The sequence below is a fragment of the Chitinophaga sp. RCC_12 genome, from assembly GCF_041360695.1.
In the GTDB taxonomy this organism is placed as follows: Bacteria; Bacteroidota; Bacteroidia; order Chitinophagales; family Chitinophagaceae; genus Chitinophaga.
Window position 1 is genome coordinate 123,821 of record NZ_JBFUPS010000004.1, and the last position, 22,965, is coordinate 146,785.

Here is a 22,965-nt window from a genome sequence, read left to right on the forward strand (position 1 = left end):
AACGTTTCAATAAACAGTTGTCCAGCCATTTGTCTTTGCCATCTCGGCAAATGCAAGATCTTCTGGTTCTGTTTTAAAAACAATATTGACTCTTTTAAGGTGCCTTAAATCTTTTAGCTCTTTGAAGTCGGGCAAAGGGACCTGTGTAGGCTCTGTAATCCGTAACTCTTCAAGGTTTTCAAATTGCAGGATACTATCGAGGTGATCGAACTGCTTGGTGCTAATCAGGCTAAGGTGTTTCAAAGTAGAAGGCATTTGCATCTCTGGGAGTCGCCTTAATTTTGATGAATAACCTATTTGCAGGGACTCCAGACCTTTTAGCTGAGCAATAAAATCAAAAGTATCTATCCCCTTGGCATAATTTATAGAAAAGGATTTAACACCGGGTAATACAGAAGAAAGCAGTTCCGGGCTTTTTAAAGTATTAGATACAGTTAACTCCGTTAGTACCGAACTCAAATGGACCTGCTTTAAATCCAGAACCGATACTTTAAGGCTGCGCAGCCGGTGTAAATTGTTTACAAAGAAGGCCTGTTTTGGGCCAGCTAAGCCATATTCCATCTCCAGCTCCTCAATGTTGGCAGCTGTTGCCAATGGTCTCAAGTCTATGTCTTTCTTATATGCTCCTGATAGCCGAAAGGTTTTCAGCTCTGTTAAGCCTTCCAGTTGGCTTATGTTATCGAGCGGTGTTGAAGCAAATGCAAGAACGGAAAGGTGTTTCAGATTACCAATAGCCGCTGCTATATCCAGGTTATTGTAGCACCCGTTGCGTTCTTGAATGGCGGGATCAACAACCAACACGATCCGCAGATCTTGATTTGCCTGCAGGAGCTTCTTCATCGGTCCGATTTTTCCCTTTTCAATACTGCTCTCAATGGTGATCGATCTTACGCTGCTTGCGTCAATCTCAGTTAACTGCTCTGCACTGTATTTATCGGCTTTTAAGAACATCTGGCTTTTTGCATTTAATTTTTGATGGGCGATTGATTGGATCGCTGCTTAAAAGCAAAAATTATACCACTACCACCTGAGGGTATAGGCTATTCATCTCTTGAGATCAGAATGTGTGCAAGTTTGTCTTAGCTCAATGGGACCAGCCTCATATGCCGATACCATTGAGCTAATTTTTTCTCCCAGACATAGAAATACTAAAGTAAAGATTTCTCCTTATACCGTGATGGGGAATGCACCGAGTTTCTTGGGTTACCTTAACTCACGAAATTTTGGTTTTGCTATTAATTGGGTAGCCTCACACGATTCTTTCCCACAAATAGCCTCCCGCTTTCCCTGAATTATTACGGATAGCATTACCAATTGTAGAAAAATGAATTCCGGTTGCACGCGCGGCCTCATTAATACTGGAAAAACTCGCGATCTTTTTACCTTTAAGGCTATATTGGTTGATTTGTCCCCTCGGATTGTAACGGAGCGGCCTTGGTGTTTTAGGAATTTTCAACCTGGCTTCTCTTGATCCCTTGCGCCATAAGTAGCCAGCGCAGGTTGCTTTGTACCCGTTTACGGCCGCGCGAATCCGGGTGTCTGATATCCCGGTAAAAGAGACAGCTTCTTTGACGCTTTTAAATGTTGCTATGCGCTTACCCGCCAGGTCATATTGTGTCACGGCCTGGGATGGCTGGGCAGTAAGGCTCTTTTTTATCCTGGCCAACTCCTCAGCGGGTAGCCTTGCCCCATCCCCGTAACGCCAAATGACATTATCGAGTAGCATGTCATCATGGGTGGCCATCGCATTCAACCGTTCCTGGTCTATATTCAAAGCTTTTGCAGCATTAGCCGCACTTTCAAAGGTTTTAACCTTTTTGCCTTTCAGGTCATAGGAGCTAAGTGGAAAAAGTCCTTTGTGCAGCCGTGTGCGCCTGTAAATGTCGGTAGTATCTATCCGGGGTTGGTCTCCTTTCCGCCAGACTGTATTTGCGTAGGAATGGACTTTCCCATTAACCACGTCGCTCAGGAATTTGCGTTCTACTTTCAGTTCTCTCGCCGCCCGAGTTATATTATAATAAGTTTCTATTTTAACACCCGTTTTCAGATCGTAGCTGCTTACCTCAGTACCCTTATTAGCCCTTCGTGCTTTGTTAATTCCTTCTACAGCAATTTTTTTTCTCTTGGCCCCGGAGCGCCAGATATAATTGCCGGCAGAGAGGGTACGCCCATTCGCAGCAGCGCTGATGGCTGCAAGGCTAAGCCCAAGCACTGACGCCGCTTCTGAGAGGCTATCATAAGTTGTAATATAATTTCCATTCAGATCATATTGATGAACCTTTTTACGTAGGAGTTGCCGGCTCCTTTCGGAGCATTCAATCTGATTTTCCAAGCTATGGCCGAAATGAAGGTCTTTTCTACCAGAACGGATGATCTTTTGTTGTAGTCCCGATTGGTCGACCAGCTCTAAATTAGTGTAGACAGGATTCAATCCATTTCCATCTTTGTAAGTGACATACAGGTTATAGTTGGATAAATCGAATTTTTCAACGAACTGGTGGTAAACGATCCGACCGACTGATATTGAATGGCTAACGCCTTCCACCTGTATACGGCAGTTAAGATGGATTTTATAATCTTGTTTAAAACCGTTATAGTTGCGGGTTTGTTTGAGGGTCTGTATACGCTCCCCATAGTGCATTTCCCGGTCATTAGTGCTCAGCACTGAGAACGGAAGCCGTTTCACCCTGCCCAGGTTGGAGATCATACCATAGCCCTCTAGACCTGGAATGTCGGCCCAGCGCTCACCTGGAAGTGATTGAAGCGTCATGTTCTGATATGGCTCTATGTCTTCAGCGGTATAAAACCATAAAGATAATGCAAGGTGAGTTACAGAACCTCAACACAATATATTCTCTATCCTAGAATTTTGTTTCTTTCCGAAAACGTTGTTGGTTTCCCGGCCTTCTTACGGACCAATGGACCAAAATTTTGTTCTTGTGTTTCAAGGTTCTAGCCAAAAATATTTTTAATACAATTTAAACCCACCAGTATAATATCCGCATACTATTGACATATCAATTGATGATTCAACCATTTCAAAGAAGGTTGCTCTTGTAAACGCATAGTATAGTGCAGATGTCCCGTCCGCTGCAATCCCTGTAATGACTCCTGCAATCTTTCTTAGCAGACCCATCGTCACCGCTTTCTCGTTTGTCCTGGCAAAATTCAACCAATAGAATGCGGAAAATCGTATTATTGAGGAAGTTGACAGGAGGGCCCTTTTTTCTTTTTCGTCTATTGATGCTTTAAGAATCTGCTCTTCAATCTTGGCAATATCTGCTTTGAAATATGCAAATTCATTTAATGATTTTATAGCATCAACCCGGATGTAAATCATTTCTAAATACTTCTTCGCTTGGGAAGATAATGAGAGGGCCTTATAAACCGCATGATAATCATTTAATATTTGTGCTTCCAGGATCGTATTGGATCGTAGTATTATATCGACTGAAAATTGCTTCTGGAAGAAGCTCTTTAAAAACCTATCCTTACCTGCGCGGGTAGTATCACCTGTGGTTTGACTATAGGTAACGAAGTCTTGTAGTCCCCAGTTATGGATTATGCCAGCGCTGTCCAAAGGGTTTCGTGGATTATCAGGTTCTGATGTTTGTCTTGAAGAGGTAATAGGAATGGATTGTTCTGATACCAAACGCGGAAACCGGTAGTCATCATTCGTATTATCTCTACACGCCACTAGAAATAGGAAGATGGAAAGAAATGCAATGAAGTCTTTCATACTTGTTGGATTTAATTTTAGATAATCTGTCCAACTAAGGTCAATTCATTGCTTTTTTATTTCAATTACTATTATATTAGGTAATAAATATTTTCTAATTATTTTCGGGATACTTCATTGGATATCTATGCTGCCGATTTCATCTGCGTCTTGATGAATCTGTCTTGTCTTTTTTAAATGTTTCACTATTATCGAATATTCCGGTTGCGAAGCAATAAATTCACCTTTAACCTCGACTTCTTGGCAATTGTCCAAAATTATTTTTTTAATTTTCTGGAATTCTTCTTTCGCTTCCATTGATAGAGTCGACAAACTTACATTCTCCAGGCGGGTTATGAAAGAACGTATATCTCCAAATATGTCTTTAACCATTGGGTGAAATACAAAGGTATTGTTGATAGGGCGCGATGCATATTTTGAACGAACGAAGTTTTGTACAAAAGAAATAAATGCCGATTCGTTTGTTTCGAGAAATTCCTTGTAAAATTTAGCAGTTTCCGGATACATTGAATAATTACTTTCTGGTTTTAAATCGTCATTACTCATCATGATAAACTGTTCAGTTGTGCCGGAGTATTCTGTATTTCCAGCCGTAATAAACTGCCTAAAGAGCATACTTAAAATTTCTTTAGTCCTATCCTCTGAAATAATATAGACTCCTCTCTTAAAAGATGTTTTTGATAGGTCAAACACTAGTTTTGCCCGATTATATATTGGAAGATTTTTGTCGTTCAAAATAGTATCCAGCATGTCTGATCTCTGTTTAGCTTCTCCAGTAGTCCAAAATTGAGCATTATTTATCAGCTCAAGTGCTCTGGTTAAATAATGCTCATTGGCTTCATCGATTCGTAGATAGGTATATAGGAATTTCTCAATTTCGTCTAGGTCTTTTGGGAAGCGAAAATTGTCAAGGATTCGAACTAGTTCGGCATTAAATTTATTGTTCCAGTCAATAAAGAGTGTGGCCATGTCCTCTTTTGATCCAGCAATTGAAGATTTGAAATTTTTAAAAGTAATGTTGTTAAATAATTGAAATGAAAAGTAGATCCAAAAGTAATTTTTATCAATTAAAACTTCTTCTCCCTTATCTTTATTTTCAGTAAGTAGGAGGTTTAATGCCATTTTTAGAATTTTGTCATCATTTGTTTTACCTTCCCGTGCAGTTGTCTCATTTACCCATGCTTGCTCATCATATTCGAAAGTTTGCCTGGCTTCATCTTGATTTTTGAAAAGCACATGTTCGCTGATCAACTGGTAGGTCATGAAATGTTTTGTCTGAATTAAAGCCAATAATATATAGTCCGACATAACGACATCGAATTTCAATTGGTTGAAGTTTAGCTTTATAACATTAGCGAACCTTTTTACGTCCCTCAGGTTATCTAGCATGCTTTCAAGTAATCCATTAGTGACATTTTGCTGCTTTAAATCGTCATCTTGAGAGCTTATAATTTTAAGGGCAGAATCAATAATGTCTTTGTCCATAAAATCCATTTCATTGTATCCTATGTATTGCTTGACTTCTGTAGCAAAAAAATGGGAATTTATCTTCGGAAGTGGAACTGTAAGTTGAAATATCTTTTTTAAATATTGCTCCTCTTTTGCAAAGGCCGCGGTTTTCTTAATGGATGAGACTACATAGTCATAGTCTATGGCAACTACAAAAAAAGTATTTGAAAAATCTGCTGTATTCCGGATGATTTTCAGAATAAAAACGATTTCTGCTCCACTCAGCCTATCTAAATCATCAATAAAAATGATTAATCTTTTGCCAGTTTGCTGAATTTCTTGATCGATTTTGTCATACTTTGATTTAAGCGGGTCAGATTCAGACAGATCATTGATTAGGGTATCGATTAATCTATAGTGTATTTCTTTTCCAGGCTGAAACAGTTTTTTTGAATAATCCAGTATTTTCGATGATATTGAGGGATTAAATTTCTTAAGCTCTTTTGAGATAGAAATAAAAAAATCTTCAACAATACTCTCCGCGGTATTTGTTTTCCAGGCATTAAAATTGATTATTACGTTATCTGCATTGGTTTTTAAGGTTTCGCTTAGTAAATGCAGGAAATATGTCTTTCCGCTTCCCCAATTGGCGAATACACCTATTGCAAAGGAGTTGCTTGTAGTAGTATTGTTAATGTGTTTGGCTAATGTATCTACATAACTTCCATGATTTAGTTTGTCGTTATTTTTATTTTTATCTGGTTTGGGTGAATCCTCGATGAATGAAAAATTATTCTTTACTTTCAGTTTGTTATTATAGGTTCGAAATTCAACGAAGGCAAATGTTCCAATTAATATTAGATCCATATTAACCAGAAAATTTAATCCCCATGATTCAAAGGTGTAGAAACTATAATCACCGTTTGCTCGCCCAAAATAAATATAAACGAAAAGGAGTACGATTATTAAAAGGAGCGAATTTAAGGTTGGCAGCATTCCTCTGCCTATCTTGGGGGCTAACTTGCTGATTGCAAATACCATGAATACTATGGTAGCTAAATTAAAAGCACCACCGTCCGGAATTTTAAAAATAATTTTTTCCAGTATAACAGATTCCCAAATTGGTAATAAATAATCTTTGCCAATTGATGCAGCAATTATAATAAAAAGATACTGCCAGGCCCTTTTTGTTGTTATACTTTTCTTATAGGCATCTGCCGAAATATTTCTGTAGGGATTAGTGCATTTCATAGTTAGAGGGGTTGTGTTGGGAATATTTTTGGACGGTACTTATTAAGTCTATTCGTCCCAATACATAAAATTGAAAAAACTATCAATCTCTAAAAATGTTTCCATCTTGAGATCCGTCTTTATAAGATTTAATATGTGTAGATATCTTTCATAAGTTTCTCCCTTGAAACTTGAAGGGGAAGGAAAAACGCAACCTGCCTTCCTCAATGCGTCAACCGGATTTACGTTCAAATTTGCAAACTTTAATGGATTGTATGTCATCATAATTTCCGTTAGAATATTTTCACTCACACCAAATAATTTCTTGTCTTTTTTCATTTTTTTTAGATACATATAGGAATCTTCGAACGCTTGACCAGCAGGCAAATTAATCGTCTGTTTTACAAAACGGATTAATGAGCGAAATCCCTCCTTATGAAAATTCAACGTTTCATGTGTATGTCTATGAATACTTCCTGAATGCCAAAGTTTAGTATATCCTGAGTGTCCCATTAAAGGTTTAAATAAATTTTCAAACTCAAAATCCGACAATGAAACATCGGAAGCTAAAGTTTCCAAATTTAATTTGGCCGTTTTATATTCAAGCACCCGTTTGGAAGGATCTACGTAGTATTTTCCTGAATATGGGTACAGTTGATAGTTATGTCTAAGCATTTCTATATCAACTTCATTATTTGAATTCTTGTGCCGTCTAAATTTGAATTTTTGACTTCCTTTATTCTTCTCTTTATATTGCTTAGCTGCAGCCTCGTAGTCGGACAGTAGTTCAGATAGATTCTCACAGGAATATTTTGTTTCAAGAATTGAAAAGTAGTCGAGAAGTTGCTTTAGTTCTGCAGCATCAGAATTTATGGTTATACTCAGTGAAACTTCATCGTTGTTCAGAAAACCCGCTGTGGTTAAATTTGCAGATCCAATAACAAGTGTTTGTTTGCCTTCTGATTTAAATAGATAGATTTTTGAATGGAAAATACCATCATCCGGCGTACAAAGAAACATTTGGTGTTTTTTATGTTTCTTTATTGTATTGTAAAGCTCCTTTAAGGCCCTGGGGTCCGTAATTGCATCCCCGGTTCCGACAAAAAACTTTAATTGACCTTTTTTACTATTTACATGATCCTTGATTATCTGTTTAATTTGCTCCCACCCAGAATAACTCATAAACGCTACCGCGATAACCGCTTCATCAGCCTTCAGTAGGAGGTCTGTTATATGATTATTATGTAAAAAAGTTGTTTGAGAATCAATAGTATTGGAAATGATTTGAAACATATTAATATGAATGCACCTGAGTAGTATATTGCAACATAATAAAAGTTTCTGATGTTTTAAAATCATTCCATCTTAATTCGATTTGGCGTAGTGTAGAATTTACTAAGTCCCATTATTTATTGGTCGATATAGCTTCGATTTTAGTATGGAGATTATTAATGGCAGTTAATATCGCATCAGTACTAGCTTGTGGTTCCAACTTTGAGTTTGTCCAGTAGCTGTTGTATTTCCAAATTTCAAGTATCTCTATAACAGGAACTTCATAAGGCTTAAATGAAGGATTCAGTGAAACAAGAGTGAGGGCCTTATCTTCACCAATCCTATTATATACAACTTTGAACACTAATCCGTCATTTTTGGTGACTACGATACATGCTGTCCCATCTTTTATCTCTGTCCAGTCCTGAATATACTCCACAATTACATAAGATCCCTCTGGTACTGGTAGCATTGAATCCCCGCTCACCGGAAACATTCTAAATTTCTTATCCTTCGGTAATTGGGGCATATGAAATACGGGTAGTGACGCCACAAAATCCGGATCGCCGTAACCTAACGCATAACCAGCCTTTGCTTTTTGCGTAACCATTTCAACCTGGTCTTTATTATCAGGGCTTACTGTAGTTGCCAGCACACGCAATTTCGCCCCGGAACTATAAACGTCATTACCCGCTTCAAGTTCCCGCAATTTTAGCTCTCCTAATGTTGAAAGATCAATGCGCACCATTGCATCGATACTAATTTTGAAAAATTCTGAATATCGCACCAGATCGGCAGGGGAAAGTGTACTTATTTGCCCGTTTTCATGCGCGCTTAACGTGGATCGTTTAAGATTTAATTTACCGGATAATGCCTCCTGGGTTAGCTTTTTACGGTTTCGCAAAAATTTTATGTTTTGCGCCCAGAAATAATTTTCGTTGTTCATAATTAAAATGATATTATTGTTATCAGAGTAATGACATTAATAATGTCAAAGATAGTAAATGAAAATGAATTTCAACCATGGACCGCAATATCGTGCATATGGACATGGACACATTCTTTGTTGCCGTAGAACGGTTAAGGGATAGTAGTCTGGAGGGAAAGCCCGTACTGATCGGCGGTGGAAGTGATCGTGCCGTTGTGGCGTCCTGCAGTTATGAAGCGCGGCAGTTTGGTGTTCATAGCGCTATGCCTATGGTACTGGCAAAGCGGTTATGTCCGGAGGCAATTGTTAGGAAAGGAGATATGGATGAATACAGTAAATATTCTAAAATTGTTACAGATATTCTTGTATCAAAAGCGCCAGTAGTAGAAAAAGCCTCTATCGACGAACATTACCTTGACTTGACAGGCATGGACCGCTTTTTTGGATGTAAGAAGTGGGCACACGAAGTCAGACTTTATATCATGAGAGAAACGGGGCTGCCTATATCCATGGGTGTTTCAGAAAACAAAACGGTATCGAAGATCGCTACCGGGCAAGCTAAGCCCATGGGAGAACTTGAGGTCTGCCACGGTGTAGAACGAAACTTTTTAGCTCCACTGCCGGCAAATAAAATACCCGGTATTGGTCCGGAGACCTATAAAATCCTATGCAAAATGGGGGCCTCACATATCTTCCATCTGCAGAAACTACAGGTTGAATTGTTGGAGTCTGCATTTGGGAAAGTAGGTCTAATGATTTTTAACAAAGCAAACGGTGTTGATACAACCCCGGTGATTCCCTATGAAGAACAGAAAAGCATTAGCCGCTCCTCAACTTTTGAAAAGGACACAACAGATATGAACCTGCTGCGCAAGACTTTTATCTCCTTTGTTGACGAGTTGGCTTTTGAACTGCGGAGCGAGGGAAGAATGGCCGGTTGCGTGACGATAACAATTCGATATGCCAACTGGGAGACCCATACCAAACAGAAAAAAATACCCTATAGTAGTACCGACGATGTCTTTACCGAAGCTGTCTTGGAGCTATTTGCCAAGTTATACGACAAAAGAATGCTGATAAGGTTGGTCGGGGTAAAATTGTCGGATTTTGTGACCGGAAGTTACCAGATCGATCTATTTTCTGACAAACAGGAAAAAATTAACCTGTACCAGGCTGTTGATAGCATAAAGAAAAGATTTGGCAGTCAATATGTGAAAAAAGGAATCTGTTTTTAACTACCCAATACTACCCCAGCCCAAACTAAGACGTAACACTGTATCCTGTGTGCCCGGTTTTGTGTTCAAATATTGTGTTATGCTAATTAACCTACATAGTTATTACTCCCTTCGGTATGGTACCATGCCGATTGAAAAAATCGTGGACCTGCTTATGGACCAGGGTTACGATACCGCCGTCCTAACGGATATAAACAACAGCACGGGCGTGCTGGAGTATATTAAATATTGCCGGAAACGGGGTTTTAACGGCCTTGCCGGCCTTGAATTCAGGGACGGCGACCAAATCCTTTACATAGGCATTGCACGCAACAATTCGGGCTTCCAGCGCCTAAACCAGTTTTTGACAGATCACAACCTGGAATCAAAGGCCTTGCCAACGGAAGCACCAGACCTGGATGATGTATTTTTCATCTACCCATTCGTTGCAAACCAGCCACGGACCCTGAAGGATAATGAATACATTGGTATTAAGCCCACACAACTGACCAGGATAGTTATCCAGCCACGCGCAGTACAGGAGCGTCTGGTGATCTGGGCGCCTGTCAGCTTTGAACAGCTCTCGGATTTCAGGCTGCATTGCCAGCTTCGGGCCATCAGTCATAATATCCTGCTTTCGCAGCTTAAACCTGAGCAGGCTGGCGGACGGGACGAAGTGTTGCTGTCCCAGCCTGAACTTATGGCACGATATAGTAGTTTTCCGCAAATTATTGTTAATACCAGTAAGCTTTTGGAACAATGTTCTTTCAGCTTCGATTTTGATACAGTAAAAAATAAAAAGACCTATACCGGCAATCCTTATGATGATCGTCTGCTTTTGGAAAAACTTGCTTTAGATGGCTGGAAATACAGGTATGGCGAAAACAATAAAGTTGCCCTGGGGCGTGTCCGTCAGGAATTAGAAGTAATAGATAAGTTAGGTTTTTCTTCCTATTTCCTTATCACCTGGGATGTAATCCGCTACAGCATGCATAGAAACTTCTATCATGTTGGGCGAGGGTCCGGCGCCAATAGTGTGGTCGCCTATTGCCTCCGGATTACAGATGTTTGTCCTATTGAGCTGGACCTATATTTTGAGCGATTTCTTAATCCTAAAAGGAAAGCGCCGCCGGATTTTGATATTGATTATTCCTGGAAGGAGAGGGATGATGTATTTGAATACATATTTATGCGCTACGGGAAACAACACACGGCATTGCTGGGCATGATGAGCACTTTTAAGGATAGGTCAATCATACGGGAAATTGCTAAAGTCTATGGTTTGCCGAAGCAGGAAATTGATCGTCTGATTGAGTACCCCGCTTCATTTCAGAATAGAAACGAGATTGTTCAAAAGATAATGGATACTTATGAATCGTTACCAAAGGACTTTCCAAACATGCGGTCTATTCATGCCGGCGGAGTACTGATTTCAGAGTTGCCGATTACTGCCTATGTAGCACTGGATCTACCTCCCAAGGGAATACCTACAACCCAGTTTGATATGTATACAGCAGAAGAAATAGGTTTTGAAAAACTGGACATATTATCTCAGCGCGGTATCGGGCATATTAAAGAAGCAGTCGATATTATCCGGGAGAACCAAGGAAAAAGCATTGATGTCCATGCGACAGAACTTATAAAGAGAGATAACAAAGTGAACATGCAGCTCCAGTCGGGAGATAGCATTGGTTGCTTTTATATCGAAAGCCCAGCCATGAGGGGGATATTAAAAAAGCTGCGTTGCAGTGACTACCTCACTTTAGTAGCTGCCAGCAGTATAATCCGTCCGGGTGTTGGTTCCTCAGGTATGATGGATGAATATATCCGCCGGTTTCATAACCCGGAAGGCTTCGAGTATCTTCACCCTATTTTGAAAGAGCAACTGAAGGAAACGTTCGGCGTGATGATTTATCAGGAGGATGTGCTCAAGGTTGGCCACCATTTTGGGGGACTGGATCTTGCAGACGCCGATGTCCTTCGCCGGTTAATGTCTGGCAAAAACAGGGGCAGGCACCACCTGGAAGAAATAAAAGAAAAGTTTTTCACAAACTGCACTGCCAGCGGGCATGATCCTAAGATTTCTATGGAAGTCTGGAGACAAATAGAATCCTTTGCCGGTTATTCCTTCAGTAAAGCCCATTCTGCAAGCTATGCTGTGGAAAGCTATCAAAGCCTCTATTTAAAAGCTTATTTCCCCATCGAATTTATGACTGCGGTTATAAATAATGAAGGTGGTTTTTATTCCCGATGGCTTTATGTAACGGAGGCGAGGAAGGCAGGAGCGACGATAAATCTTCCATGCGTTAACCGTTCGGAACTAAATACAAAATTGTACGGCAAAGAAATCTTTCTCGGATTTAATATGGTACAAAGCCTTGAAGCAAAGATGATCGACATCATTATCAAGAACCGCAGGCAACGGCCATATTCTTCAATGGAAGATTTCGTAGAACGATGTAATCCTGGTCTGGAGCAATTGCTCTTACTTATAAATGTGGGGGCTTTAAATTTTACCGGTCAGAGTAAGAAATCTTTGCTATGGCAGGCGCACCTTATCTTATCGGGAAGGAAAGTCAACAAAACAGATGGAAGTGGAATGGACTTGCTTTTTGAGTCAACCCGAATACTTCCTGTCATCCCAAGATTTGATTGGGCACCGGACGAGGATTTTTATGATGAAATGGAGTTGTTGGGGTTTTCCGTTACCCTTTCGCCCTACTATATGCTGCAAAAGGAAGTCCAGGGGGAAATCAGAGCTTGCGAACTTATGCAGCATATTGGCAAAACAATTGAGATAACCGGACTTTATGTTACAATGAAACCTACCCGGACAAAGAAAGGAGAGCCAATGGCATTCGGTACCTTTCTGGACGTCGACGGGCAATTCTTTGATACCGTACACTTCCCTGCGTCCTATCAAAAATACCCGTTTCAAAAAGCAGGGATATACCGAGTTTATGGAAAAGTTACTTCCAGTTTCGGTTTTCCATCTTTAATTGTTGAAAAGATGGAAAAACTGCCCATTAAGCCAGATCCCCGTTTTAATTTGCATGGACCAGGCTTCAAGTTGGAGTTGACGACTGGTAGCCCATAAGAATATGGCATAAATTTCTTAAATTCATCTTCGGGTTAAGAATGCATGGAAATGAATGAATTTAAGCAATGCGAAAAGTAATTTATAACCCCTTTGATAAGCTAACAGAAGCTATTATGCTAAGCTGTTTGAAGTCCGGTAAGTTCTTCTGGATTGTTCAAAGGTTTTACTGGCCGGATGTTCCTGCTGGCAAGGGGTTTATTGCCTGCCCTTATGATGATTTTGCTGATGCGTCTGCACATGAGATACAATTAGCTAGTAGGGAAGGCAAAAGACTTGACATACGGTCTGAAGGTGATAAAATAACCAATCTCCTTAAGCCGGAACAGGGCTTTCAGGTTTATATAAACACGCTGCGCCAGGATTGGGAAAAGAAAATGAAAGGTTCTTTTCAAAAACAGTTTATCGCTTACATACGAACAAGGACTGCTCTTGCTGGCAAAGGTCCAGTCGCAATTGAAATAAACCTCAAGATGCGATATGGCGTAATGGTTGCAGAATTGTCCAATGGAGAAAAGAGCGAAGACCACGACGTCTATTCAATAATAAAATAGTATATTATGTGTATTGACATTTCATTTCATTCAGATATTCAACTTACCAGGGACGCCTTTCCGGGCTTAATTGACAAGTCGAGTGTTCAGTTAAGTCCCGAGTTTTCAGAACAGATTTTTGGGATAGTTTTTCCTCCCTATAATGTAATCGCAGGCACTGAAAATGGGCTGGAGTTATTGTCTATGGAATGGGGCGTGGTTCCTTCATGGATAAAAGATCCGGTAGAAATTAAAAAGCGACGGATGAAAATGCTCAATATACAGTCAGAGCGGATCTATGATGATAAAAAATCCGTCTGGTACAGAATTAAGAAGAACAAAATCCTTATTCCTGTGGATGGTATTTTTGAACATCGGGAAATCAAGGGCTGGAAGAAAAAAGTTCCATATTATGTCCGTCCGAACGGTAGCAATCCCTTTTATATACCTGGCCTTTACCAGGAACTGGAGATGGTTGATGAGGACGGCGTTGTCCATACCAGTCAAAGTTTTGGATTAATTACTCGCCCGGCGAATACCAAAATGTGCAATATTCATAATTCTGGAGATAACAAACACAGGATGCCATTGTTTACCGGGTTTGAGATGTCCCAGGCATGGGTATCTAAAAGTTTACAGGAAAATGAAGCGAAGGAGATACTCTCTTATGAGATACCAGATGATGATCTTGAGTGCCACTCGGTTTATTCAATAAGGGGAAATGCCCATCGTCCGGATGGAAAACACAAATATGATCCCTGGGATTGGCCGGGACTACCACCTTTGGGTGACGATATAGCTTTAAGCCCACAGAAAAACCTGTTTTAAACTAGTGCAGTAGAGATTTGCTAATGTGCAATAAATTTATTTTTACTAAACAATTGAAATGTATCAAGAGGACATAGATAAAATCAAGAAAAAATGCATTTGTCTCAATTGCATTTCAGAAAAGCATGTAAAATCAGTAATTGGACTAACTGGGAAGAAGCGAAAATGTTCTTATTGCAATAAAAAAGAATTGACTATTGGACTTGGAGCCTTTGCAGAATGGATTGGAGATGTGTTTGATAACTTCTTGTATAAGACTAGCGAAGAATTAGACTATTTACAAAATAGAGAAGGTGATCCCATTCTCTATGTCATACAAGAAGTTGCAGATATAGATATCGAGGCTGCTGGAGATGTAAGACAGATACTTGAAGTTGATCGCTATTCCCATGAGTTTGCGGAAATGGGAGAAGAGCAGGAATTTGACGAGAACAGTCATTACGATTATCTCGAAATTGATGGTAAGGAGTGGAATGATGAATGGTTGAAAAAATTTGTGTTTCCACTTAAAAATGTATCAAGATTTTTCAATAAAGATGTAGCAGAACATCTCAATAATCTTTTTCAGGATATTAATAGACTGGTAACAAAAGATAAGGCAAAAATCATTAGAAGAATTGGGCCTAAAACAGATATCAAACATTTATTTCGGGCGAGATTATTTTTTAATGATAGTAACCTATTTCATGCTTTGAAATGCCCAGATAAAGAATTAGGTCCACCTCCTGCAAAATTTGCATCCGCTGGCAGAATGAATGCAAGAGGAATATCGGTATTTTATGGTGCAAGTAGTGCGGAAGTTGCTATTTCCGAAGTAAGGCCAATTGTAGGAAGTAATGTGGCGATTGCCAATTTTGAAATAATTAGACCATTACAAATATTGGATCTTACAGCACTTGATAACGTCTCCATCAAAGGCAGCTATTTTGATCCTGATTATAAGACCAAGAGTAGTAAAGTACAGTTCCTTTCCGGTCTTTCACACATTCTGTCCAAGCCGGTTATGCCAGGAGAGGAGGAATTAGATTATCTAATAACCCAATCTATTGCCGATTTTCTTGCAGTTGAAAAGGGCTTGGATGGCATATTGTTTCCATCGGTACAGACAGGAAAAAAAGAATGGAACATTGCTTTATTTCACCATGCTTCAATTGTTGAAGAACTGGACGAAGGTAATTCAATTCGGCGGGATGCACATAGGTCTTTTTTTGGCAATCCAGAAGAAGCTTCGCCGGAAACGGAAATCACTATTTGGGAAAAAACTGAAAAGTTGATTAAGGTAGAAATGGCAGGTGGTGATTTAATTGACAGAGGATCTTCAACGAATCAGGTAACACCAACTTTACGCCTTGAGAAGGAGTCTATATTTATCGCAGAAATTGAAAGCGTAAAATATGTTACTCTTAAAACTCCAACAATATGGATGCAAGATTCGGAAATAACAGATGATTAAAATAATCAACAAAATGAATTTTACCCAGGTACAGGTAAATACAAAAAACTATTACTTACGAAGAATTAAACACTTAATCGACAAAGTAGGTCACAAATAACTCATGTGTCTATTACTGAGAATTGTAGATATGTTGACATTACCGCAGAGAGTCATTCTGGTCTTGCCGATTTTCATGTTCAATACGAGATTGTAAATCTTTTGATTCATTTTCTGCAAAAAGCCTCACCTGCTCAGATGAATGACCTTTCAATATTTCAACAAGCCGAAGTCTTTCTTCTAAATGCGGAACAAGACTGCCGCTCCATGAATAGCTATGGATTTGACTGGATAGCTGACTGATAAAGGAGTAGTTCTGCGAATAGCGATCAAGCATATGTAAAACTATTGGAGTCCATGTTACATTTTCATCAATTTTTGATTTCCAAGGAACAAGCTGAATTACAATTTGTGGTACAGTATCCGGATTTTGAGCCATCCATTGCTCCAGCTGATTGTCCTTTATTTTAGTGTATCTAAATATCGGTTTTAAGTTATACCATCCATAGAATTCAGGGTCAATCATTTTCTCGGATATAATGGGCCAGCTTAGATCAAAATAAGTGGATAAAAGGATTTCTAAAATTTGTCCTAAAAAATATTCGTCCACTGAAATTTCTTCCGTTGCTTCCAATAATTGCGCTGTGACTATTTTTATAAAATCATCACTTGGACTTGTTTGAGGAAGTTTCTTAAATAGCTGTAGATAAGAAAATGTCAACAACCCCTGATATTTGTCTTCGCTTTTTAATAAACCATTTTGACTCAGCAAGATTTCAAAAACACTTAACATCTTTTCAGTAACGGGTAAATTTTCACTTACAGTACCCGAATATATATTAATAGCAGCCCATTTTCCATAAGGCGTAATATTAGAAACCCATAGAACAAAATCCGCTAGATCATTATCTGGCCAATGAGTAACAACTAACTGGTCTAATTCGACAACGTATTCAGGTTTATTTTGAATTAGTGGTTTTAGTATTTCAACGTCCTCTTTTTGTACAATTAATAACGCTGTTAACCGAGTACAAAAAGGTGCAGTTCCTTCATTTTCAAGAAACTTTTTTATTACATATCTTGTAAAGGCATCATCATTGCCACCAGCAAGATATCCAGTAATTAAATTAGGATTTCTTTCCTCTGGAGAAATTTCCATTAAGAAAGTAATTATCTTATCAATTAAGTCTTCATTTGGCCCTATAATTTTGGCCACCGCATAACCAAAGTTGTAAGTCTGATGTTGATCACCTACTAAAAGTATTTTAACATCATTAAACCAATCAGTGTTTTGGCATACAATGGCTGCAAGTTCCACTGCTTTTTCTTTTGATTTATTGATTAAATTTCCATCGTTATCTTTATAGGTGGAATATGGTGCCAATGCTACTAGAAACTTTAAATTTTCGGCAACAGTTTGGTTATTATAATTGTTCAGAATTCCCGTTGCCCATGAACTAATACTGTGTGAGAAGCTATTCGGATCATTTGCCAATGATTGCAAAAGTAACCTCATGTCTGTTGACATATTACCCTGAATATTAATTATTTTCTCAACAGCATTTTTAATAGCTTCCGTATTGCCGAAAACAACATGGTTCGCTAACCTTGATGTAATTACATCAAACATTTCCTGCTTAACTAATAAGTCTATAATTCCAGCCTGATAAGCTGAAATTTCTTTACTTTTTGGAAAATAATCTGTAAATGATTGGCCATCTTGTTCACCAGCTGAGCCCATACGAATAAAACCATTAGTTGCAAGTGCTTGATAGAGAGTTCCTTTAAAGGTTAATATCTCATTCTCAGAGTTTAGGTTAATTGAGATGGTAGTTAAGAAATCAAGTCTTTCTTCTAATGTTGCTTCAGTTCCAGCAAGGAGGAAGTGAAAAAGATGTTGAAATATGGAAGTGGCGTTGTTAGAAATTGCCTCATTCTCCGATGCAGCCAGGTTAAACAAGATAGAAGCAGCTCGGGTGAAGAAATTCTTCCTAAAAACGATTTTTTCCAATGTCCAAACCAAGTACCTTCTTCCTGACACTGAAGTGATAAGCTCCTCGGAATTATCTGAAGCTAGAATCTTTTCTAAATTATTCAATATAAATTCAGGCCTGGTTTCAGATAGGACCATTTGCAATTTACCACCTTCGGATGTTGTGATAAACTGAATATTGGAAAATATTCCGCTTGTCTCAATGAGGTCAATAATTGGATATTTATAACTTCTCTTAGTATGTAGTTCCAATATTCTGTCACTAAATTGTTGAGACATTTTATGCTCAGTAATCTTTAGTAAATATTCATCAATATTTCCTTCTTTCAATTGTTGAATTCGCGTTACTGATAACTCCTCAATGAAGGTTTCTAAAACAATGAAATCACCAATGACCCGAATTAGGCCATTCTGAGAAAGATGATTTATAATATCACTGTAAACTTCTTTCGATGGGACTTTTGCGCCCAGTCTTATTAACTCAGATTCATCAGAGAACTGCCCAGAATAGCCAACATGTGTAAATAATGACAAATGCTCTAACACAGATAATGCCCCATTGTTCAAGTATTTGGCTCCAAGAATTTGCGACCATTTTTCCATATAGTCTTCAGGCAATTTTACTTGTCCTTTTTGCAATGCATGGATAATCGCAAAAGCATTTCGCAGATTTCTACCAGACTCTTCAATGACTTCTGATATAATTTCAGGACGTCCTAACAACGCGGAAAAACCCTTTATAATTTCATCCGTTGTTGTTACATCCAGATAAACTGTTCCCTGGCCATTAGTACTATGTTTTTCAATTGTCAATAAACTTACGTTTGTTTGGGCTGTGAATTCATTCCATATCTTTTTGTGAATGTCATGAGGACAATTGTCTATAATTAGAATTTTCTTTTGATTGGCAATCTTTAATTCGAGTAGCTTTCCCTCTATTTGTGGATAACTGCCATCTTTCAAGTCATAGTAAAGTACCTGATTTAAATTGTCTTGTAGTTTAATTGAATTGTGATTTTTTTTATAGAGCTCATAGGCAAGGCGGGTTTTCCCAGAATTACTTGGGCCAACGATGCGTTGAGGATTATTGGGATTTTCTAAAGCCGTCCTCAATTTGGGAATAATACTTTTGATAGTTGGCGTAACAATATATTTGTTCCGAAAGTCTTGAGGCGTCCAGTCTGCCCATAAGCGCAATGGGGACCACTTTTCTCGTTGATAATCTGATTCGGATTGAATAGCATTTGTAATTGCTTCATAGAAACTATTAGCTAAGCGATTTTTCTGTCTTTCTGCATCTTGGAAATTATGCCTATTAAGGTTGTACCTTATTGGCCATCGAAATCCTTTAAGGTCAACGGGTAATTTTTCGGCACTGCCATATGCTTCATTCATGACCAATATGGTCCTGAATGATCCTTTTAGTGCCCAAGCATATCCCGTTTCCAGCAAAACATTAGGGTTAGGGGACACTTTGTCTTCACCTTTGTTCAGTATCCGGATTTCTTTCCATTTTCCAATTGGTATGATTCTCCCTTGATTCCATATCTTAGAGGAAGTGATGGTAAGATCTACCAATACTATATCTGCGTCACGACTTCTTCTTAGCATCTCGTCAATTAATACAGTATTTCCAGGTGTATCTTGAAAGCCTTTAATTACCTCTACTTTTATTTTCTGCTCTTTTAGAATCCGTTCAGTAGCTTTATCCAGTGCACCTTCGATGAAGGCGTCTCCATATTCTTTGGGAATATCGGATTGGTAAGCGTAAAAAATTTTGTACTTCATTTCTCGCTATATAGGGAATAATTATAAATTGAATAATCTTTCAAGAGAAGATAAGAAATTAGTTTTAAAAATAACGGTTCATATTCTCAATTGCAGTTTCCAAAAATTTTGCTTCTTCTCTAAGATGGTCCGGATAGAAGATAAGAGAAGAATATTTTGCTCCCGTCGTATGATATTGCCTTCTTAGGATAATCAAAATTGCCTTTAGAGATAATTTATCGTAGATCCTATGTATCTCTTTTACATCTAAAATATTGTCATTTGGAAATATGGGCATATTGAATTCGGGAAATTCTTCATTATCCATAAATATTATCTGATTTTGAAAAGAAGAATTTTCATGTTGTTTTTTCTTTGATCTGATCGCGTTTTCCAGCTTCTTATAAATTTTAGTCCGATAAACACCGAAGTTACCGGTAATATTCAATTTGAAATGGCCATGTTGGGTCCCTGGTTTTTGTGTTACTATTATATCAAATTGTTTCATATTCTGGATTTCGAAATGATTTGCTTCAGAATAATTTTGAGCACTAAAGGTGCCTTCGTCCATATCATGCTCATATTGTATATCAGGAATACCTTCAAAGGTATTCAATCGTTTAATAAACAAATCGACACAATCACTGAATTTAGTAACATACTGACCTGGTTTAAGTAAAATCGGTCTTTTGAATGTTATTGACCAAATCATACCTCCAGGAATATATTTTGAAATATTCGGAATTAACTGGTAGAGTGTTGTGATTAGTCTTCGTACTATATCCAGTTCATCTCTTTTCGGTATAAATGTTTTGCGACATTCATAAAGAAATACATTATTGTTGATTGTCATTGTGCCTTCAAGTTCCTGACCATTTTCCCATACTTTTTTGTCATTTGGGATCTTATTTTTATCGCATAAATGAAAGATAAAAAGTTCGAAAAAGAAGGTACGCAAATTTTCCGGGCTGTTTATCAGACTCCTAAACTTCTTTTGAATTTCATTGTCAAGGCCTTCCAGGTAGTTGATCAATTGAGTTAAATGGTATAGGCCTTCCAAGCAACCTATATGATCTTTATTGGCAAAAAGTGAGAATAACCATGGAATTTTTTCATTCTGCATATCCAGACCAACGGTTACATCGAAAAAAGATAACCCGAAACTTTTTGACAGACCAGTGTAGATATATTCAATATTAGCTATTTCGACATGCGGCGTTATTTGTAACGGGGAGCAAGTATATAAAGAGTGCTTGTACCAATTTGTTAAGAGATTTGTTTGCATTCCGCAATTTTTTACGATAATTTTTGAATTAAATATACATTTTTTTGGGGCTCGTTCAATTTCGAGTTTCTCTTGGCCTGTAGGAACAAGTCAACTTTCTTTGAATACCTAAGTTATCAAGCTATAGCTGATAGTTAATTTCCTTACAATAGATAAGGTGTGTTCTTCAGAATAAAGAGATCAGCGATCCCTTACACTATTGATGGTTCTTTATTAGATAAGATACTTGCTGTCAAAACAGATCTAACGGATAGTAAAAATTAAAAAACAACACTGAGGATACCCGCCGTAAGAACATGCCTTTGAATTGAAATCATAATCATTACCATCGCTGAAATCATTTGCAAGAGCTTTTAACTTTACAATGATTGGATTAATGCCTTTTATGGTAATCAATCTGTAATTATTAAAGCTGTAGATAAGTACAATCCAAGTTATGGGACGGAACTAACTTATTTCTTGAAGTAAGTGTAGGAATCATCCTCGTGATTATGCTCCGGGCGATTTTAAGTTTCTCCTCGTTATTTAAAGGCATAAATTTTAAACAATCATGATTGCATCTATTGAGAACAATAGAGTTGACAGACTTTCAGGAAAACTCAACTCCTGTGATTCTTTTCATACAATTCCCCTAACGGATCGGATTGCCAGTATTCCTTGCTGTTTATATCCATAATGGTCAATTTCCCTTGATGGCCGGCCCCCGTATCGAGGTTGGTAATATTTAGTACAGTCATAGGTTTGTCAATATTCCAATTTGTTGTTGGTGTATGGCCGATATAAATTTCCTTGAATTTAGTCTCCATTTCAAATTCTTCAGCCGATGCACCGCTGCCGCTAAAACTCATAGCATCCAGCCATAAGTCCCTGTCCCAATAGTATACACTTTGTGCCTGTTCTAAAAATGGCATGCTCAGATTAAAGCCGCCATGTACAAAGCATCTTTGTTCCTTATCAATATAAAACGGCTTCTGGTACTTGAAGAATTCCCTATGAGCGAGCGGTATGTCTGAAGCATTAAGGGAAGTTTTGAACCCGCTGCCGGTTGGTATTATTACCCCTTTGTTGCCCGTATGCTTCAGATAGGATAGGAGCGTTCCCTTACCGCCATAAGTCCAATAAAAAGGGTGAAAATCTGTCGTTAAAAAATCATTGAGCCAGGCATCATGATTGCCTCGAATGGCAATAAGGTTTTTTATTTTTAACAGCTCCTCTACGCATTCGAATACCTGATCGTAACCATCCACAACATCGCCAAGTTGTATCAACACATCGCTGCTGTAGTCAAGACCCGCCCTTTGCAGACATTGGTCTAATGCCTTATAAGCGCCATGAATATCCCCCATGACAAATGTTCTTGCCTTCTGTTTTCTTTTCAAAATATTAAACAATATTTAATTCTGGTCACCTCAAATCACTTCTCGCAGATCCGAGTAATAGATACTCCTTGCCCGTTAGGAAATACCTTACACAGCAGCTTGCTTCTGTGAACATTTTATCTTATTAAGCCCTCTCGAAGGTAAACAAAGCATTCTCAAAAAACTCCTGAAATGCAGGGAAAATAGTATTCGAATTTCTTTTTGTTTCAGAATTATGGTTTTAATTTCGGTGGATTTATATTGTAGAAGGAGCAGGGCTTTGTTTGTTGTTATTGAAAAGTAAGTGCTATGAAAAAGCAATATTATGATGACCCATTTTCCAAGGTTAACTCCTGGGAGATTGAAATGATGGAGAAATATGGCTGGTATGTTCATTTCGTTATGGATGATGATACCTGTCCAAATTGCATAAACTTTCATACTCATGGGCTGCTAGAAACCTTTAACCATCCGGACTTACAGATTTGCTTCCCGATTTCAAAAGAGTCAGCTCATGCAATATTCAATACTATCGTTGAACAAATAAAAACCGGCCTGCAATTTCAAACAGCAGTAAAGTACGACCAGATTATCGGTGGAGGATTTAAGCTGGAGTTTATAAATGCTACCGAGTCTAACAGAAAAGTGCTTCGTATCGCTTTTCCCAATAAGGATGGGGGTTATGAAGGGGGAATTTTCAGTCGGCAGTTTGATCAGACCTAAGCCAGCGTAACCTTCGGAATTCTTATTGTGGTAGCCGCTAGGCAAAAGATATAGCGA

General features: G+C 38.4%; 15 protein-coding genes. 6 read left to right on the plus strand and 9 right to left on the minus strand.

The genetic code is table 11. The annotated features are described in order from the left end of the window. Positions 1-6: 6 nt before the first annotated feature. The 6 genes from AB6805_RS13770 to AB6805_RS13795 form a co-directional block, all read right to left on the minus strand. The gene (locus tag AB6805_RS13770; RefSeq protein ID WP_370910000.1) at positions 7-951 is read right to left on the minus strand and encodes a hypothetical protein; all 945 of its coding nucleotides are present in this window, start codon (positions 949-951) and stop codon (positions 7-9) included. A gap of 298 nt (positions 952-1,249) precedes the next feature. Beyond that, a complete protein-coding gene (locus tag AB6805_RS13775) occupies positions 1,250-2,770 on the minus strand; it encodes an NUMOD1 domain-containing DNA-binding protein (RefSeq protein WP_370910001.1) in 1,521 nt (506 codons plus the stop codon). A gap of 198 nt (positions 2,771-2,968) precedes the next feature. Next, the gene (locus AB6805_RS13780; RefSeq protein WP_370910002.1) at positions 2,969-3,739 is read right to left on the minus strand and encodes a hypothetical protein; all 771 of its coding nucleotides are present in this window, start codon (positions 3,737-3,739) and stop codon (positions 2,969-2,971) included. A 114-nt stretch (positions 3,740-3,853) separates the two neighbouring features. After that, complete coding sequence (locus AB6805_RS13785; RefSeq protein WP_370910003.1) at positions 3,854-6,439, minus strand: P-loop NTPase fold protein; 2,586 nt, start codon at positions 6,437-6,439, stop codon at positions 3,854-3,856. 48 nt (positions 6,440-6,487) lie between these two features. Further along, on the minus strand, positions 6,488-7,711 hold the full coding sequence (locus AB6805_RS13790) for a restriction endonuclease PLD domain-containing protein (RefSeq protein ID WP_370910004.1): 1,224 nt from the start codon (positions 7,709-7,711) through the stop codon (positions 6,488-6,490). A 112-nt stretch (positions 7,712-7,823) separates the two neighbouring features. Next, positions 7,824-8,636 (minus strand): XRE family transcriptional regulator, encoded by an 813-nt coding sequence (locus tag AB6805_RS13795; protein WP_370910005.1) that lies wholly within the window; start codon positions 8,634-8,636, stop codon positions 7,824-7,826. Between the two features lie 77 nt (positions 8,637-8,713). On the opposite strand from AB6805_RS13795, the gene dinB reads away from it, so the two are divergent. The 5 genes from dinB (at position 8,714) to AB6805_RS13820 (ending at position 15,743) form a co-directional block, all read left to right on the plus strand. Then, positions 8,714-9,853, plus strand: coding sequence for a DNA polymerase IV (dinB, locus tag AB6805_RS13800; RefSeq protein WP_370910006.1), 1,140 nt, complete (start codon positions 8,714-8,716; stop codon positions 9,851-9,853). Positions 9,854-9,932: 79 nt separating this feature from the next. Next, positions 9,933-12,929, plus strand: coding sequence for a DNA polymerase III subunit alpha (locus AB6805_RS13805; RefSeq protein ID WP_370910007.1), 2,997 nt, complete (start codon positions 9,933-9,935; stop codon positions 12,927-12,929). A gap of 68 nt (positions 12,930-12,997) precedes the next feature. Next, positions 12,998-13,483: a hypothetical protein gene (locus tag AB6805_RS13810; protein ID WP_370910008.1), complete on the plus strand. Its 486-nt coding sequence runs from the start codon at positions 12,998-13,000 to the stop codon at positions 13,481-13,483. 6 nt (positions 13,484-13,489) lie between these two features. Then, entirely contained in the window at positions 13,490-14,290 is an 801-nt protein-coding gene (locus AB6805_RS13815) for an SOS response-associated peptidase (protein ID WP_370910009.1), read from the plus strand. A gap of 58 nt (positions 14,291-14,348) precedes the next feature. After that, complete coding sequence (locus AB6805_RS13820; protein WP_370910010.1) at positions 14,349-15,743, plus strand: RES family NAD+ phosphorylase; 1,395 nt, start codon at positions 14,349-14,351, stop codon at positions 15,741-15,743. 139 nt (positions 15,744-15,882) lie between these two features. On the opposite strand, the gene AB6805_RS13825 is transcribed toward AB6805_RS13820, so the two are convergent. From AB6805_RS13825 to AB6805_RS13835, 3 genes are all read right to left on the minus strand, one after another. Then, entirely contained in the window at positions 15,883-19,563 is a 3,681-nt protein-coding gene (locus tag AB6805_RS13825) for a hypothetical protein (protein WP_370910011.1), read from the minus strand. Positions 19,564-19,627: 64 nt separating this feature from the next. Next, positions 19,628-20,827 (minus strand): hypothetical protein, encoded by a 1,200-nt coding sequence (locus AB6805_RS13830; RefSeq protein WP_370910012.1) that lies wholly within the window; start codon positions 20,825-20,827, stop codon positions 19,628-19,630. A gap of 599 nt (positions 20,828-21,426) precedes the next feature. Next, entirely contained in the window at positions 21,427-22,206 is a 780-nt protein-coding gene (locus AB6805_RS13835) for a metallophosphoesterase (RefSeq protein ID WP_370910013.1), read from the minus strand. Between the two features lie 288 nt (positions 22,207-22,494). On the opposite strand from AB6805_RS13835, the gene AB6805_RS13840 reads away from it, so the two are divergent. Continuing rightward, the gene (locus AB6805_RS13840; RefSeq protein ID WP_370910014.1) at positions 22,495-22,908 is read left to right on the plus strand and encodes a DUF4262 domain-containing protein; all 414 of its coding nucleotides are present in this window, start codon (positions 22,495-22,497) and stop codon (positions 22,906-22,908) included. Positions 22,909-22,965 lie beyond the last annotated feature (57 nt).

What these genes read in the sequence shown, in the direction of transcription:
- AB6805_RS13840 (WP_370910014.1), top strand. Translation starts at nt 22,495, where the DNA reads ATGAAAAAGCAATATTATGATGACCCATTTTCCAAGGTTAACTCCTGG.
- AB6805_RS13825 (WP_370910011.1), bottom strand. Translation starts at nt 19,563, where the DNA reads ATGAAGTACAAAATTTTTTACGCTTACCAATCCGATATTCCCAAAGAA.
- AB6805_RS13775 (WP_370910001.1), bottom strand. Translation starts at nt 2,770, where the DNA reads ATGACGCTTCAATCACTTCCAGGTGAGCGCTGGGCCGACATTCCAGGT.
- AB6805_RS13770 (WP_370910000.1), bottom strand. Translation starts at nt 951, where the DNA reads ATGTTCTTAAAAGCCGATAAATACAGTGCAGAGCAGTTAACTGAGATT.
- dinB (WP_370910006.1), top strand. Translation starts at nt 8,714, where the DNA reads ATGGACCGCAATATCGTGCATATGGACATGGACACATTCTTTGTTGCC.
- AB6805_RS13805 (WP_370910007.1), top strand. Translation starts at nt 9,933, where the DNA reads ATGCTAATTAACCTACATAGTTATTACTCCCTTCGGTATGGTACCATG.
- AB6805_RS13790 (WP_370910004.1), bottom strand. Translation starts at nt 7,711, where the DNA reads ATGTTTCAAATCATTTCCAATACTATTGATTCTCAAACAACTTTTTTA.
- AB6805_RS13810 (WP_370910008.1), top strand. Translation starts at nt 12,998, where the DNA reads ATGCGAAAAGTAATTTATAACCCCTTTGATAAGCTAACAGAAGCTATT.
- AB6805_RS13830 (WP_370910012.1), bottom strand. Translation starts at nt 20,827, where the DNA reads ATGCAAACAAATCTCTTAACAAATTGGTACAAGCACTCTTTATATACT.
- AB6805_RS13785 (WP_370910003.1), bottom strand. Translation starts at nt 6,439, where the DNA reads ATGAAATGCACTAATCCCTACAGAAATATTTCGGCAGATGCCTATAAG.
- AB6805_RS13815 (WP_370910009.1), top strand. Translation starts at nt 13,490, where the DNA reads ATGTGTATTGACATTTCATTTCATTCAGATATTCAACTTACCAGGGAC.
- AB6805_RS13820 (WP_370910010.1), top strand. Translation starts at nt 14,349, where the DNA reads ATGTATCAAGAGGACATAGATAAAATCAAGAAAAAATGCATTTGTCTC.
- AB6805_RS13780 (WP_370910002.1), bottom strand. Translation starts at nt 3,739, where the DNA reads ATGAAAGACTTCATTGCATTTCTTTCCATCTTCCTATTTCTAGTGGCG.
- AB6805_RS13795 (WP_370910005.1), bottom strand. Translation starts at nt 8,636, where the DNA reads ATGAACAACGAAAATTATTTCTGGGCGCAAAACATAAAATTTTTGCGA.